This is a genomic window from Serratia sp. 201 (genome assembly GCF_037027545.1).
GTDB lineage: Bacteria > Pseudomonadota > Gammaproteobacteria > Enterobacterales > Enterobacteriaceae > Serratia > Serratia bockelmannii.
Genome location: NZ_JAXCHC010000002.1, coordinates 78,799 through 94,617, shown reverse-complemented (window position 1 = coordinate 94,617; position 15,819 = coordinate 78,799). Strand labels below are relative to the sequence as shown.

Annotated in this window: 11 protein-coding genes; 2 read left to right on the top strand and 9 right to left on the bottom strand. The window is 62.0% G+C overall.

Features of this window, described 5'->3' with window-relative positions:
* Positions 1-46: 46 nt before the first annotated feature.
* The 7 genes from WA302_RS08710 to purL form a co-directional block, all read right to left on the bottom strand.
* Positions 47-970, bottom strand: coding sequence for a LysR substrate-binding domain-containing protein (locus tag WA302_RS08710; RefSeq protein ID WP_004941365.1), 924 nt, complete (start codon positions 968-970; stop codon positions 47-49).
* A 204-nt stretch (positions 971-1,174) separates the two neighbouring features.
* The gene (gene glnB / locus WA302_RS08705; protein WP_004847623.1) at positions 1,175-1,513 is read right to left on the bottom strand and encodes a nitrogen regulatory protein P-II; all 339 of its coding nucleotides are present in this window, start codon (positions 1,511-1,513) and stop codon (positions 1,175-1,177) included.
* Positions 1,514-1,524: 11 nt separating this feature from the next.
* Positions 1,525-3,147 carry an NAD+ synthase gene (locus WA302_RS08700; protein WP_261456794.1) on the bottom strand — a complete coding sequence of 541 codons (1,623 nt, stop codon included), beginning with the start codon at positions 3,145-3,147 and terminating at the stop codon, positions 1,525-1,527.
* A gap of 130 nt (positions 3,148-3,277) precedes the next feature.
* Entirely contained in the window at positions 3,278-4,618 is a 1,341-nt protein-coding gene (gene glrR, locus WA302_RS08695) for a two-component system response regulator GlrR (RefSeq protein WP_025303931.1), read from the bottom strand.
* Positions 4,615-5,487, bottom strand: coding sequence for a two-component system QseEF-associated lipoprotein QseG (gene qseG, locus WA302_RS08690; RefSeq protein WP_050505132.1), 873 nt, complete (start codon positions 5,485-5,487; stop codon positions 4,615-4,617). The genes glrR and qseG overlap by 4 nt, the downstream gene beginning before the upstream one ends.
* A gap of 3 nt (positions 5,488-5,490) precedes the next feature.
* Positions 5,491-6,927, bottom strand: coding sequence for a sensor histidine kinase (locus WA302_RS08685; RefSeq protein ID WP_025303933.1), 1,437 nt, complete (start codon positions 6,925-6,927; stop codon positions 5,491-5,493).
* 881 nt (positions 6,928-7,808) lie between these two features.
* On the bottom strand, positions 7,809-11,702 hold the full coding sequence (purL, locus tag WA302_RS08680; RefSeq protein WP_336064448.1) for a phosphoribosylformylglycinamidine synthase: 3,894 nt from the start codon (positions 11,700-11,702) through the stop codon (positions 7,809-7,811).
* A gap of 275 nt (positions 11,703-11,977) precedes the next feature.
* Here purL and mltF point away from each other — a divergent pair, with 275 nt between their 5' ends.
* A complete protein-coding gene (gene mltF, locus WA302_RS08675; protein ID WP_025303935.1) occupies positions 11,978-13,438 on the top strand; it encodes a membrane-bound lytic murein transglycosylase MltF in 1,461 nt (486 codons plus the stop codon).
* Here mltF and tadA read toward each other — a convergent pair whose 3' ends face one another.
* On the bottom strand, positions 13,439-13,945 hold the full coding sequence (gene tadA / locus WA302_RS08670; protein WP_049204917.1) for a tRNA adenosine(34) deaminase TadA: 507 nt from the start codon (positions 13,943-13,945) through the stop codon (positions 13,439-13,441).
* Between the two features lie 117 nt (positions 13,946-14,062).
* Here tadA and WA302_RS08665 point away from each other — a divergent pair, with 117 nt between their 5' ends.
* A complete protein-coding gene (locus WA302_RS08665) occupies positions 14,063-15,115 on the top strand; it encodes a DUF2157 domain-containing protein (RefSeq protein WP_261456795.1) in 1,053 nt (350 codons plus the stop codon).
* A 45-nt stretch (positions 15,116-15,160) separates the two neighbouring features.
* Here the strand turns inward: WA302_RS08665 and yfhb are convergent, their stop codons facing one another.
* Entirely contained in the window at positions 15,161-15,817 is a 657-nt protein-coding gene (yfhb, locus tag WA302_RS08660) for a phosphatidylglycerophosphatase C (RefSeq protein WP_043138142.1), read from the bottom strand.
* Positions 15,818-15,819: the final 2 nt, after the last annotated feature.

Below are 15,819 nucleotides of genomic sequence, written 5' to 3'. Positions count from 1 at the left end.
AGCCTCTGGCGGGCAACAAATTCTAAATACTGAACGACGCGTTCGATTAAATCGAATGCTTAAGCCCGGCGGCGTGTTTGCTGCCGTTCTCGCGCGCGATGGTGAGGAACGGCGTCACCAGCTCCGGCCGCGCGCTGCCGCGCCGCCATGCCAACCCGATATCCAGCGGCTCCAGCAGATCGTCCAGCTTGCGCGCCTCGATCATGTTGCCCTCCAGCGACCAAGCGCGGTACGCCATGTCCGGCTGGATGGAGACCCCCATCCCCGCCGCCACCAGACTGCGCACCGCCTCGGTCGAGGCGGTCTTCATGGCGATCTCCGGCTTCAGCCCGGCGCGCGCCCAGATGCGCCGCGCGTGCACGTCCATTTCATCGGCGTTGAGCTGGATCAGCGGCTGTTTGGCCACGTCCGCCAGGCTGATGCTCTCGTGCTCCAGCAGCGGGTGCAGCGGCGGCAGCCACAGGCGGTACGGCGAGTGCATCAGCACCTCGGTCTGCAGCGCGTCGCGGTCCTCGATGTTCGACAAGATCAGTACGCCGATGTCGATCTCGCCGCTGACCAGCAGATGCTCGATGTACGGGCGTTCGTCTTCTACCACCTGCACGGTGACGTTGGGATAGGCCGATTTAAAGCGCGTGAGCAGCTCCACCAGAAAGTAGCCGGCCACCAGGCTGGTGACGCCGACGGTCAGCTTGCCGGTCAGGCTTTCGGTGCCGATCTGCAGGCTGCGCTTGGCGTTGTCCACCGTCGCCAGGATCAGATACGACTGGCGCAAAAACTGATGCCCCTGATGGGTCAGCGTCATGCCCTTGGCGTGGCGATCGAACAGCCGCACGCCGATCTCGGTTTCCAGCTGCTGGATAGCGAGCGTCAGCGAAGACTGGGAGACAAACACCGCCTGGGCGCCGGCGGAGATCGACCCGGTTTCCGCCACGGCGATGAAGTGGCGGATTTGGCGTAACGTCATCATGGGGGGGATTCCTCAAGCAAAAACATTGCGTTGAGTCTAGACGCCGGCCACGAAGCGATCGGGAAAAGTATCAAAAACGCGATAGCGTTCGCTTTTTTAGAATGCTGACAGGCAAAAAGGGGGAAACGGCGAGGCGAAGAAGCATGATGCGCGGAGGACAGAAATGACAAGGGCGCAGCACGCTGCGCCCTTGATGGCAGAGGATCAGATCGCTTCTTCGTCCTGCTCGCCGGTACGGATGCGCACCACGCGCGCCACGTCGAAGACGAAGATCTTGCCGTCGCCGATCTTGCCGGTCTGCGCGGTCTGCATGATGGTTTCCACGCAGGTGTCAACGATGTCGTCGGCAACCACGATCTCGATCTTCACCTTAGGCAAAAAGTCGACCATGTACTCGGCACCGCGGTATAGCTCGGTGTGGCCCTTCTGGCGGCCGAAACCTTTCACTTCGGTGACCGTCATGCCGGTGATGCCCACTTCGGCCAACGCTTCGCGGACGTCATCCAGTTTGAACGGCTTGATAATCGCGTCGATCTTTTTCATCTTCTTTCCTTTTACCAATTTTTGCGGCCAAAACCGGATGTGATGGGGTAGCGGCGGTCTTTGCCGAAGTTACGGGCGGTGATGCGCGGCCCGACGGCGGCCTGACGCCGCTTGTATTCGTTGATGTCCACCAGGCGGATCACCTTGCGCACGATCGCTTCGTCGAACCCTTCGGCCACCAGATCGGCGACCGACTTGTCGCGCTCAACGTAGCCTTCCAGGATCGCATCCAGGATATCGTACGGCGGCAGGCTGTCCTGATCGACCTGATCCGGCGCCAGCTCGGCGGACGGCGGACGATCGATCACCCGCTGCGGGATCACGTAGGAGACGGTATTACGGTATTCGGACAGCTTGAACACCAGTGTTTTCGGCACGTCTTTCAACACGTCGAAACCGCCGGCCATATCGCCGTACAGCGTGGCGTAACCCACCGCCATTTCGCTCTTGTTACCGGTGGTCAGCACGATGCTACGGCGTTTGTTGGACAGCGCCATCAGCACCACCCCGCGGCAACGCGCCTGCAGGTTTTCTTCGGTGGTGTCACGCTCGGTGCCGGCGAACATCGGCGACAGCTTGCCCATAAAGGCGTCGAACATCGGTTCGATGGAGACGATATCGAACTCCACGCCGAGGATTTCCGCCTCTTCCTTGGCGTCGGCGATGCTGATATCCGCGGTATAGCGGAACGGCATCATCAGCGCCTGCACCTTGTCTTTACCCAACGCATCCACGGCGATCGCCAGCGTCAGCGCCGAGTCGATGCCGCCGGACAGCCCCAGCACCGCGCCTTTAAAGCCGTTTTTGGTCACGTAGTCGCGCACCGCCAGCACCAGCGCCTGATACACCTGCGCCAGCTGCGGCAGTTCAGCGGCCGGATCGGCCATCGGCACCACGGCCAGCTCGTTGAATTCCAGACGAGTCACCTGCTCGTCGAAAGCCGCCAGACGGTGGGTCATGGTGCCGGCGGCGTCGAATACCTTGGAGCAGCCGTCGAAGATCAGCTCATCCTGGCCGCCGACCTGGTTGAGGTACACCAGCGGCAGCTGGGTGCGCTGGCAGTGGCCGGCCATCAGCGTTTTGCGGATATACGGTTTTTCGCGGTTATACGGCGAGGCGTTGATCGACAGGATAATCTCTGCGCCGGCCGCCTTGGCGGCGTCGATCGGCTCAGGGAACCACAGATCTTCGCAAATCAGCAGCCCCAGACGGTAGCCTTTCAGCTCCACCACGCAGGTGTCGTTGCCGGCGTGGAAATAGCGCTTCTCATCAAACACGCCGTAGTTCGGCAGCTGCTGCTTGAAGTAGCGGGTCAGCAGGCGGCCTTCGGCAAACAGCGACAGCGCGTTGTACAGCTTATCGCCTTCGCGCCACGGGTGGCCGACCAGGATCGCCGTCTCGGCGGAGGCCTGCTGCAGGCGCAGCAGCTGCGCGTCGCAGCGCTGGTAGAAATCATTGCGATACAGCAGGTCTTCCGGCGGGTAGCCGGACAGCGCCAGTTCGCTGAACATGACCAGATCGGCTCCCGCCTTCTGCTGCTCCTGCACGATTTGCAACATGCGTTCGGTGTTGCCTTCAATGTCGCCGACCAGCAGGTTCAGCTGGGCCAGGGCGATGGAAAGTGATCTGCTCATTTGTGTACGATCCCGCTTAATACGTTCCATGGTGCTCTACGCCGGGGCGCGCCGCGGCAAAGAGAACGGAGTGTAAATCATTCCGCCGGATTTGTTGAGAACCTGCGTGGCAGGCACCGGCGGGAATCTGTCATTCTTTGAAATCGTTGGCGTCCAGCTCATGGCGCGACAGCAATTTGTAAAACTCGGTGCGGTTGCGGCCCGCCATGCGTGCGGCCTGGGTCACGTTGCCCTTGGTGATCTGCAGCAGCTTGCGCAGGTAGTGCAACTCAAACTGGTTGCGCGCTTCGGCAAAGGTCGGCAGCGCGGTGTTTTCTCCTTCCAGCGCTTGCTCCACCAGGGCTTCGCTGATCACCGGCGCCGAGGTCAGCGCCACGCACTGCTCGATGACGTTGACCAGCTGACGCACGTTGCCCGGCCAGCTGGCGGTCATCAGCCGCTTCATGGCGTCGGTCGAGAAGCTGCGCACGAACGGCTTGTGCCGCTGAGCCGCTTCGCGCAACAGGTGGTTGGCCAGCAGCGGAATGTCTTCAGCGCGCTCGTTGAGCGCCGGGATCTTCAGGTTCACCACGTTGAGGCGGTAGTAGAGATCCTCGCGGAACTCGTTCTTCGCCATCGCCTTTTGCAGATCGCGGTGGGTGGCGGAGATGATGCGCACGTCGATGTCCAGATCGCGGTTGCTGCCCAGCGGCCGCACCTTGCGCTCCTGCAGCACACGCAGCAACTTCACCTGCAGCGACAGCGGCATATCGCCGATTTCGTCGAGGAACAGCGTGCCGCCCGCCGCCGCCTGGAACAGCCCCTCGCGGCTGCTGACCGCGCCGGTAAAGGCGCCCTTGGCGTGGCCGAACAGTTCGGACTCCAGCAGCTGCTCCGGCAGCGCGCCGCAGTTGATGGCGATGAACGCCTTGCCGGCGCGCGGGCTGGCGGCGTGGATCGCCTGCGCCACCACCTCTTTGCCGGTGCCGCTCTGGCCGTTGATCAACACGCTGACGTCGGACTGCGCCACCATTTTCACCTGCTCCAGCAGGCGCAGCATCAGCGGGCTGCGGGTGACGATGTCTTCCCGCCAGGCCTCGTCGCCGGCCGGGGTGGCCGACAGCGCGAGCGCCTCGTCGATGGCCTTGTACAGCGCATCGCGATCCACCGGTTTGGTGAGGAAGCTGAACACCCCTTGCTGGGTGGCGGCCACCGCATCGGGAATCGAACCGTGCGCGGTGAGAATGATCACCGGCATGCCCGGCTGATGTTTTTGGATCTCGGCGAACAGCGCCATGCCGTCCATCTCGTCCATACGCAGATCGCTGATCACCAGATCGATCTGTTCGCGCGCCAGCAGGCGCAGCGCTTCCTGGCCGCTTTCGGCGGTGGTGACGTGAAAACCTTCGCTGGTCAGACGCATGCCCAGCAGCTTCAGCAGGCTGGGATCGTCGTCAACCAATAACAGGTTGGCCGGTTTGCGTGCGGTCATTGCGCGTGGGACTCCTTATTGGCAGGGGGCGGCGTATAGGTGTCTTCCGGTTCAACCGGCAGCGCGGTGCCCTTTTCCGGCTCGTCCTGCGGCTCAGCCCCTTTGGCGGCCGCGCCGTTTTTACCGGCGGCTTCGCCCTTTTGGGAGCCCGCGCCGTTGTCCGGGATTTCCCCTTGCAGCTGCTTGCGCGAAGAGAGCTGGCGCTCGATGTCGGTCAGGTTTTCCAGCTTGCGCGAGGTGTCCTGCAGCTGCGATTGCAAACGCGCCTGGCTCTGGCGCAGCGAATCGATCTGGCTGTCGCTGCTCTCCTGCAGATGCTGATAGCGCGCTTTCTCATCGAACAGCGTGATCTGCAGCATCTGCTGCTGGCGCCACAGCTGCGTCAGTGGACGCAGCGAGCCGGGGAACTCCATCCGGTAGCTGTTGATCCTGTCGATCATCTGGCGGCGTTCGCCGGAGGTCGGCTGTGCGCTACCCAGCAGGATGCTCTGTTTGAAAACGCCGGACCAGCTGTCACCAGGCACCGTTTTCGCCAGCGCGCGCGCCTGGGTCGACCCGATGCGATCGGCGCAGTCCATCGCGCGCAGCCAGTAGAGCGCATTATCCAGCGCATCCTTGTCGTCCAACTGCCACAGGGTATCGCAAGCCGCGGTGCGGTAATCGATCACCTTGGTATCCGGGATCGCCTCTTGCTGCTGAGAGTTCAGGCCGCCGCTGACGGCGCGATCGACGCAGCCCGCCAGCAACAGCGGCATAAAGAAGACGGCGCCCAACCAGCTGATCGGGCGTTTGCCGAGCGGCGCTCTGTGCGTGGCACGCGGTGAACGTTCGGTCTGTGAAAGACGAAGGCGCTTAGACCATGTGTACATTATTTATTCATTCTCGGCGGTTAACGGCAGTTCAATGCGGAAGCAGACGTCTGCACCGGCGACCGTCGCCAGTTGCAGCTCACCGCGCATGCGACGGATACAGTCCTGAGCGATGCTCAACCCCAGTCCGCTTCCTTTTACCGCCCCTTTTCGCTGGTGACTACCCTGGAAAAAAGGCTCGAAAATCATGGCTCTTTCAGCCTCGGGGATCGGCGTGCCGGTATTGGCGACGTCGATTTGCACCCGTTGTCCAACCTGACGGCTGCGGATCCAAATGTTACCGGATTCCTTGCCGTAGTGCACCGCATTGGAGTAGAGATTATCCAGCACGCGCATTAATAGCGTAGGCTCTGCCCAGCAGATTTCCGCCTCCAGCACGATTTCGGTGGAAATCATCTTCGCCCGCGCCGGCAAACTGTGCGCGGCGACCACCAAATCGACCATCTCGCGCAGCTCGACGTTCTCGTGTTCCGCCGGGCCATCGGCCAGTTTGCGGTTGTAATCCAGCAGCTGTTCAATCAGCTGCTGCAGGTGGCGACTGCTGTTGTCGAGGATCGTCACCACCTCTTTCTGATCGGAAGTCAGCGGCCCCGCCACCTCGTCGGCCAGCAGCTCGGTGCCTTCGCGCATGCTGGCCAGCGGCGTTTTCAACTCGTGCGAGATATGGCGCAAGAATTCGTGGCGCTGCGATTCCAGCCACGCCAGCCGCTCGCTCAGCCAGATGATGCGCTGCGCCAGCGAACGCAGCTCGCGCGGCCCTTTGAACGATGCAGTGCTGCCCAACGCGCGCCCTTCCCCCAGGCGGTTGATCATCCGTTCCACGGCCTTGACCGGCCCGATGATCATGCGGGTAAACAGCACCACCAGCAGCACGCTGACCAGGAACAGCAGCAGCGCCTGCCAGCCGAAGAACTGGCCACGCTCGGCGATGGCCTGCTGCAGCTGCTGGCCGCGCGAGAACACCACCGCGCGCGTGGCCTGCACCATTTCGGCGTTGGAACGGGAGAACGACTCGAGCAAGGCCGAAGCCTCTTGGTCCGGCCCGCTGTTATGGCATTTGATCGCCGCCAGCTGGGTCAGCAACTGACGCAGCGTTTGGTAGTAGCGCTCGTCCGGCAGAATCGGCGCGTGGGCGTCCAGCATCTGCGAATATTGCTTGCGCTGGTTCTGGTACAGCTTCTGCAGCGTAGGATCGACCAGCACGCAGTACTGACGATAGCTGCGCTCCATCTCCAGCGCCACGCTGGTCATCGCCTCACTGCGCCGCGCGTCCACCAGCGTGGTGCGGTTGATGTCCGCCGCCTGCGCGCTGAGGTGATCCAGGCTCTGGTAGGCTTGATAGGCCAGCACCAACAGCGGCAGCAGCACCAACAGAAAGGCCAGCAGCACCAATTGCCGCAGCGAACGGGGAAATAAACGCCATTTTTTCAACGAAATCATCTCATTCTCTCAGCTCTGTCACGATGCTAACTGACTCGCCGGAAAGAAAAAAGCCCGGCAAGGGAGAATCCTGAACGCACAAGGAAAAAGCGACGGGATTGGTGAACCGCGCCCATAGGCCTGCCGACGGCATGCGGCCCCGGTAATATCAACCGGTGCGAAAACGAGAGTGTGGGGAGAGCGTCTGCGTTCGAGGGCATAGGCAACGAAACAGGGATAAGCGCAGCGTTGAGAATTGACATCGGGGCAAGAAACTTGCCCCAACGCAAGGAAAGTGTGGATGCCCTTGAACCTCGTCCCCAGGGTGATGTAGCGCAGCGGCTGGCATCGAACAGGACGAATAGCATCCGTAAGTATCCAGGATTGATGAACCCTTCATCACAGTTGGATACAGGCGGTGCCTCACTCCACGTGTCGCCCGATGCTTGATAAAGCCGCTTGCACGGTCTGTTATCGGTTTAGTTGGACGATAGGCACCATTTCTTTGGCATCATTCGGAGGCTTATGAGGCGATTTGCCGTCTAATGACGGCGCCGTCATAAAAAGTTGAATGAGCAACTGACGAGAATAATGCACGTTGCGTGCCAACTTTGCAATTAAAATTATAATCACATGATTTTATTAAAAAATAAAATTATATCAGCAAATTTCTTTGCGCATCACGCCCCGATGAGCGATGAAAAAAACGCCGCGCTGTCGCCAAATGCAGACAACTAAAGCCAAACCCGCTTACCATCAATAAAATCAAACAGTTAAATGTCTCCATTTAGCGACAGGAAAAATGGCGCCTGTCGCAAAATGCAGACACTGCCGCCAGTCGGCGAACGCCGGCCATAAAAAAGGGCGCAATTGCTTGCGCCCTCTGTACGGTGGTACCGTTTTTAGCCCAGCTGCTTACGGGCGTTGCGGAACATGCGCATCCACGGGCTGTCCTCGCCCCACTCTTCCGGGTGCCAGGAGTTGCTGACCGTGCGGAACACGCGTTCCGGGTGCGGCATCATCACCGTGGCACGTCCGTTGGCGCTGGTCACGGCGGTAATGCCGTTCGGCGAACCGTTCGGGTTAGCCGGGTAAGCTTCCGTCACCTGACCGGCGTTGTTGACGAAACGCAGCGCCACCAGGCCTTGGCTTTCCAGCGCCGCCAGATGCGCCGCATCGCGCACTTCGACATGCCCTTCACCGTGGGAAACGGCGATCGGCATGCGCGAACCGGTCATACCCTGCAGGAACAGCGACGGGCTGGCCGCCACTTCCACCAGGCTGAAGCGCGCCTCGAAGCGATCCGACAGATTGCGCACAAAGCGCGGCCAGTGTTCGGCGCCCGGGATCAGCTCGCGCAGGTTGGACATCATCTGGCAGCCGTTGCATACGCCCAGCGCCAGCGTCTGTGGACGGTGGAAGAACGCTTCGAACTCGTCGCGCACCCGCTCGTTGAACAGGATAGACTTCGCCCAGCCTTCGCCGGCGCCCAGTACGTCACCGTAAGAGAAACCGCCGCAGGCCACCAGCGTATGGAAATCCTGCAGATCGCGGCGCCCTGCCAGCAGATCGCTCATGTGCACGTCCACCGCGTCAAAGCCGGCACGGTGGAACGCCGCCGCCATTTCAACGTGGGAGTTCACCCCCTGCTCGCGCAGCACCGCCACTTTCGGGCGAGCGCCCTTGGCGATGTACGGCGCGGCGATGTCTTCCTCCGGTGCGAAGGTCAGCTTCACGTTCAGGCCGGGATCTTGTTCATCCTGTTTGGCCTGATGTTCCTGATCGGCACACGCCGGGTTGTCGCGCAGCCGCTGCATCTGCCAGGTGGTTTCCGCCCACCAGGTGCGCAGCGTATTGCGGCTTTCGCTGTACAGCGCCTTGCCGTGTTGGGTGATGACGAAACGATCGCCGGCCTGCACGCTGCCGATGTGATGCACGTTGTCGGTCAGACCGTGCTGCGCGAACGCCTGCTTCACGTCGTCGAGACGTTCAGCGCTCACCTGGATCACCGCGCCCAGCTCTTCGTTGAACAGTACCGCCAGCGCATCGTCGCCGAGGCCGTCGAGATTGACGTCTACGCCGCAGTGACCGGCGAAGGCCATCTCCGCCAGCGTCACCAGCAGACCACCGTCGGCGCGGTCGTGGTAAGCCAGCAGCGCTTGATCGGCCACCAGCTGCTGCATGGCGTTGAAGAAGCCCGCCAGTTGCGCAACGTTGCGCACGTCGGCCGGTTTGTCGCCCAGCTGGCGATAAACCTGCGCCAGCGCGGTGGCGCCCAGCGCGTTATGGCCGTTGCCCAGGTCGATCAACAGCAGCGCGCTGTCACCCTTATCGGTGCGCAGCTGCGGCGTCACGGTGTGGCGCACGTCCTCCACGCGGGCGAAGGCGGTGATGACCAGCGACAGCGGCGATGTCATTTCGCGCTGTTCATTGCCTTCCTGCCAGCGGGTTTTCATCGACATGGAGTCTTTGCCCACCGGAATGGTGATGCCCAGCGCCGGGCACAGCTCTTCGCCCACCGCTTTCACCGCTTCGTACAGGCCGGCGTCTTCACCCGGGTGGCCGGCGGCGGCCATCCAGTTGGCGGACAGCTTCACGCGCTTCAGACTGCCGATTTCCGTGGCGGCCAGGTTGGTCAGCGCTTCCCCGACCGCCAGGCGGCCGGAGGCGGCGAAGTCCAGCAGCGCCACCGGCGCGCGTTCGCCGAGCGACATCGCTTCGCCGTAATAGCTGTCCAGGCTGGCGGTGGTGACCGCACAGTCGGCCACCGGGATCTGCCACGGGCCGACCATCTGGTCACGCGCCACCATGCCGGTAACGGTGCGGTCGCCGATGGTGATCAGGAAGGTTTTCTCCGCAACGGCCGGCAAATGCAGCACGCGTTTCACCGCGTCGGCCAGCGTGATGTTCTCACGCTGCACCGCCTCGCCATGCGCCTGCAGGCGGGTCACGTCGCGGGTCATTTTCGGCGTCTTGCCGAGCAGCACGTCCAGCGGCATGTCGATCGGCTGGTTGTCGAAGTGGCGGTCGTTCAGCGTCAGGTGCTGTTCTTCGGTCGCTTCGCCGATCACCGCATAAGGTGCGCGCTCGCGGCGGCAAATCTCGTCGAACTGTGCCATCTGCGCCGGGGCAATCGCCATCACGTAACGTTCCTGCGATTCGTTGCACCACACTTCCAGCGGGCTCATGCCCGGCTCGTCGTTGAGGATATCGCGCAGCTCGAAGCGGCCGCCGCGGCCGCCGTCGCTCACCAGCTCCGGCATGGCGTTGGACAGGCCGCCGGCACCGACGTCATGGATAAACAAGATCGGGTTCTGGTCGCCCAGCTGCCAGCAGCGGTCAATCACTTCCTGACAGCGGCGCTCCATTTCTGGGTTGTCGCGCTGCACCGAAGCGAAGTCCAGATCGGCATCGGACTGGCCTGACGCCATCGACGAGGCTGCGCCGCCGCCCAGGCCGATATTCATCGCCGGGCCGCCCAGCACCACCAGCTTGGCGCCGACGGTGATTTCCCCTTTCTGCACGTGATCGGCGCGGATGTTGCCGATACCGCCCGCCAGCATGATCGGTTTGTGGTAGCCGCGCAGCTCAACGCCGTTATGGCTGTTGACGCGCTCTTCATAGGTACGGAAGTAGCCCAGCAGCGCCGGACGACCGAATTCGTTGTTGAATGCCGCGCCGCCCAGCGGGCCTTCGGTCATGATATCCAGCGCGGTGACGATGCGTTCCGGCTTGCCGAAATCCTGCTCCCACGGCTGTTCAAAGCCGGGAATGCGCAGGTTGGACACCGAGAAGCCCACCAGGCCGGCCTTCGGCTTGGCGCCGCGGCCGGTGGCGCCCTCGTCGCGGATCTCGCCGCCGGAGCCGGTCGCGGCGCCCGGCCACGGTGAGATCGCCGTCGGGTGGTTGTGGGTTTCTACCTTCATCAGGATGTGCGCGTCTTCCTGATGGTAATCGTACGTGCCGTTCTCCGGCGCGGCGAAGAAGCGACCGACCTGCGAGCCTTCCATCACGGCGGCGTTGTCTTTATACGCCGACAGCACGTAGTCCGGCGTCTGCTCATAGGTGTTCTTGATCATTTTGAACAGCGATTTAGGCTGCTGTTCGCCGTCGATGATCCAGTCGGCGTTGAAAATCTTGTGGCGGCAGTGCTCGGAGTTGGCCTGCGCGAACATATAGAGTTCGATATCCGTCGGGTTGCGCCCCAAACCGGTAAAGGCATTCAGCAGGTAGTCGATCTCGTCCTGCGCCAGCGCCAGGCCGAGCCGGACGTTGGCCTGCTCCAGCGCGGCGCGCCCTGCGCCCAGCACGTCGACCGACTGATACGGCGCCGGCTGATGGTGCGCGAACAGCTGTTCGGCCTGTTGCAGCTCGCTGAAGACGGTTTCCATCATGCGATCGTGCAGCAGCGCGGCGAGCTGGCGCCACTGGGTTTCCGTCAGCTCGGGCGCCTTGACGTAGAACGCCAGGCCGCGCTCCAACCGCAGCACCTGTTGCAAACCGCAGTTGTGGGCAATATCGGTGGCTTTGGAAGACCAGGGAGAAATGGTGCCCGGACGCGGCGTAACCAGCAGCAACCGGCCTTCGGGAGCGTGTTCGGCGAGAGAAGGACCGTACTTGAGCAGACGCTGAAGCTTGGCGTGTTCTTCGGCACTTAGCGGTGCACTAACATCGGCAAAGTGGACGTACTCGGCGTAGATATCACTGACGGGCAGGTGAGCGTCCTGGCAGCGGGACAGCAGTTTGGTAATGCGAAAAGCCGATAAAGCGGGCGAACCACGCAGAATTTCCATAATCAAAGTTCTCTCGTCTTCGAAGCGACGGATAAGACGCTTCATTGGGCGCAACAGGGGAAAACGCGCGTCATTATAGAGAATCCTCGCCGCCGACGAAACCGTTTGCGTAGGGATTATTGATAAAAGCGTGCCACACCGACGAATTGTCATAACGTGTCAATAAAGTTGCACACTGGCGTTTTGTTGCGCAAAATGCCCCCCGCACTGGTGATTTAACCATGAGAAAAGTCGCGGTTGTCGTCGCCGGTGTACCTGTGCCACCACTGGATAACTATTTGAAACGTCTTAAAATAAACTACATCCTCATCGGCGTTGTCACCCTGCTTCTGGCTCTCGCGCTGTGGCCCAATATCACCTGGCGCAGCGGCCAGGGCGGGCAACTCCAGGAGATCATTTCCCGCGGCGAGTTGCGTATCAGCACGCTGAACTCCCCGCTGACCTATTTCAACACCAAGCAAGGGCCGGGTGGGCTCGACTACGAACTGGCCAAGCGCTTCGCCAACTACCTCGGGGTGAAGCTGGTGGTGATCCCCCATCAGAACATCAATGACCTGTTCGACGATCTGGACGACGACGACGCCGACCTGCTGGCGGCGGGCCTTATCTACAACCAGGAACGCCTCAGCCGCGCACGCACTGGCCCGGCCTACTACTCTGTTTCCCAACAGCTGGTGTACCGGCTGGGCACCCCGCGGCCGAAAAGCTTCGCCGACATCAAAGGCAAGCTGGCGGTCGCCTCCGGTTCCGCGCACGTCAGCACGCTAAAACAGCTCAAGCAGGATAAATACCCGGATCTCACCTGGGAGTCCTCCAGCGATCTCACCTCCAAAGAGCTGCTGGAGCGGGTTGCCGACGGCAAGCTGGACTACACCCTCGGCGATTCGGTGACCATCGCGCTGCTGCAGCGCATCCATCCGCAGCTGGCGGTGGCGTTCGACGTCACCGACGAAGAGCCGGTCACCTGGTATCTCAAACGTGACGGCGACGACAGCCTGTACGCAGCGATGCTGGATTTCTACAGTCAAATGGTGGACGACGGCACCCTGGCGCGGCTGGAGGAGAAATACCTCGGCCACGTCGGCAGCTTCGACTATGTGGACACCAAAACCTTCCTGTCGGCCATCGACTCGGTGCTGCCCAACTTCCGCCCGCTGTTCGAGAAGCACGCCAACGAGATCGACTGGAAGCTGCTGGCGGCCATCGCCTACCAGGAATCGCACTGGAATCCGCAGGCCACCTCCCCCACCGGCGTGCGCGGCCTGATGATGCTGACCCGCGCCACCGCCGATGGCCTGGGGGTCAACGACCGCCTCGATCCGGAAGAGAGCATTCAGGGCGGCGCGCTCTACCTGCAGCGACTGATGGCCAAGGTGCCGGACAGCGTGCCGGAAGACGAGCGCATCTGGTTCTCGCTGGCGGCCTACAACATGGGCTGGGGCCATATGCTGGACGCACGCAAGCTGACCAAAACGCAAAAAGGCAATCCGGACAGCTGGGTCGACGTCAAACAGCGCCTGCCGATGCTCAGCCAAAAGCGCTACTACCCGCAGCTGACCTACGGCTATGCGCGCGGGCGTGAAGCCTACAACTATGTAGAGAACATCCGCCGCTACCAGGTCAGCCTGGTGGGTTATCTGCAGGAAAAAGAGAGAAAGGCGGCGCAAGCGGCCGCCGAGCAGGAAGCGTTGGGGAAAGGCTATCCGACGGTGATGCCGGAACTGGCGCTCAACTACTGATTATTCCGGCGTATCCGCCGCCCGCTGCGCCAGCTTGAGCGCTTTTTTCTGTTCGCGGCGCAGGCGGAAGAAATTGCTCAGGGTGGCGGCGCATTCGTCCGCCAGCACGCCCGAGACGATCTCCACCTGATGGTTCATGCCCGGATGGCGCAAAATGTCCACCAGCGAACCGGCCGCGCCGGTTTTCTCGTCGGCGGCGCCATACACCAACCGGCGGATACGGCTGTGCACCATCGCACCGGCGCACATCACGCAGGGCTCCAGCGTGACGTACAGCGTGGCGTTCAACAAGCGGTAGTTTTGCAGCACCGCGCCGCCCTGGCGCAGCGCCATGATCTCGGCGTGCGCGGTTGGATCGTGTCGGCCGATCGGGCGGTTCCAGCCCTCGCCGATGACCTGATTGTCCAGCACCAGTAGCGCACCCACCGGCACCTCGCCCTCTTCCTGCGCGCGCAGGGCCAGCTGCAATGCCTGACGCATCCAGTACTCATCGTTATATTCAGTCATCGCATAATTCCTCGTGCGCTTTTGCGGCGGGCATTATACACACTAGCCTCCCTTTGTCGTAGCCGCCCGCCAATGGCTATACTGGCCGAATCAGCGTGTGATTCAGGGACAAGAAACATGAAACTCAGTAAAAAGAACGCCGTCGTGGTGCGCAAGGCGCTGGACGGCTGGGTTGGGGAAGGCGCCTTGACACCCGAGCAACGGCAGCAGTTGCTGCTGCATGTGGACGTACAACCTTTCGACTGGCGACGGCTGGCGCGCTATGCGTTTCTCGCCGCGCTGGCCTCGTTGCTGATCGCCGTCACCAGCCTGTTCGCCGACAGCGCACTGCTTGAATGGCTGAGCGAACTGTTCCGCTTCGACGCGCCGGTGCGCATGGCGATCGCCGGCGTACTGGCGGCGCTGGCCTACGTCTGGGCGCTGCGCCGCCGCCAACAGCACCCGGAAAAACGCTACGGCAATGAGGCGGCGCTGTTTGTCGCCGTGTTGCTCACCGCCTGCGCCTTATGGCAGTTGGGGGTCTGGCTGGATAACGGCAGCGGCCGGGTTTCCGTACTGCTGCTGGTCGCCGCGCTGCTGTACGGCGCGATCGGCTGGTTCAGCCGCTCCGGGCTGGTGTGGTGGTTCGCCCTGCTGTCGCTCGGCAATGCCTTCGGCGCCGAAACCGGCTACCTGTCCGGCTGGGGCGCCTACTGGCTCGGCATGAGCTACCCGATTCGCTTTATCGCCTTCGGCGCGGTGCTGATCGCCGCCGCATTGCTGCTGCGGCCGCTGTTGGCGCAGCGCGGCCTGCAGCGGGTGTCGCTGGCGATGGGCCTGCTGTACCTGTTCATCGCGCTGTGGCTGCTATCCATCTTTGGCAACTACGGCGATCTCGACAGCTGGTACCGCGCGCGCCAGATTGAGCTGTTCCACTGGAGCCTGCTGTTCGGGCTGGCCGCCCTCGCCGCCATCTGGCTGGGGTTGAAGCATGACGACACCATGCTGCGCGGTTTCGGGCTGACATTCCTCGGCATCAACCTCTATACCCGCCTGTTCGAGTTTTTCTGGGACAGCATGCCGAAGGCGATTTTCTTCGCGCTGCTCGGCCTGAGCCTGTGGGCGTTGGGGCATTATGCGGAGAAGATTTGGCAACTGGGGCGCAAACCGCACGACGTAACCGACGACTGAACGCGGTAGCGATAACAGCAAAGGGCGGAATTCTCCGCCCTTTGTTTATTCCAGCTGCTGCAGCTCGCCCTGCTTGCTTACCCGCCAGCGGTGTTCGCAAAAAAACAGCAGCGGGTTATCCTGCTTGCTGTCGCTGTAACCGCTGTACAGCTTCAGCGGCGCACCGAGCCGTTGCTCCAGCTGCACCACTTTTTGTACGCCCAGACAGCGCAAGGTCAGCACCCAGCCGCCATAGCGGCGCGCGATGCGGCTGCCGACCAATCGCACCCGCGGCAGAAACGCCGAATCCCGATAGACCTGCGCCACCAGTTGCTCCGGCGAGCCGGTAATCAGCCACACCTCGGCATCGTGCTCATCCAAATACTGCCGCAAGCGCATTTGCACCACCGGAAACGCGGTCACCTTCTGGCGGAAAACCTCGATAAACTGCCGCTCCAACGCCTTCAGCGTCGCTTCGGAGCGCCCGAAGGTGATCGCCCACAGCAACAGGCTCATCGGCCAGCGCGCGGCGCGCCCCAGCAGCAACAGCGCCAGGCCAATCAATGGCAACAGCGGTATCACCAGCAACAGGTTCAGCGGCAAACGGCGCAGCAGGAAGCGCAAGAAACTGCCGAACATATCCTCCTGATGCAGAGTGCCGTCCAGATCGAAAAAGACCACGCGGCGCCCTTCTGCGGCCGATGGTTGCTGCTTGTCGCTCAAAC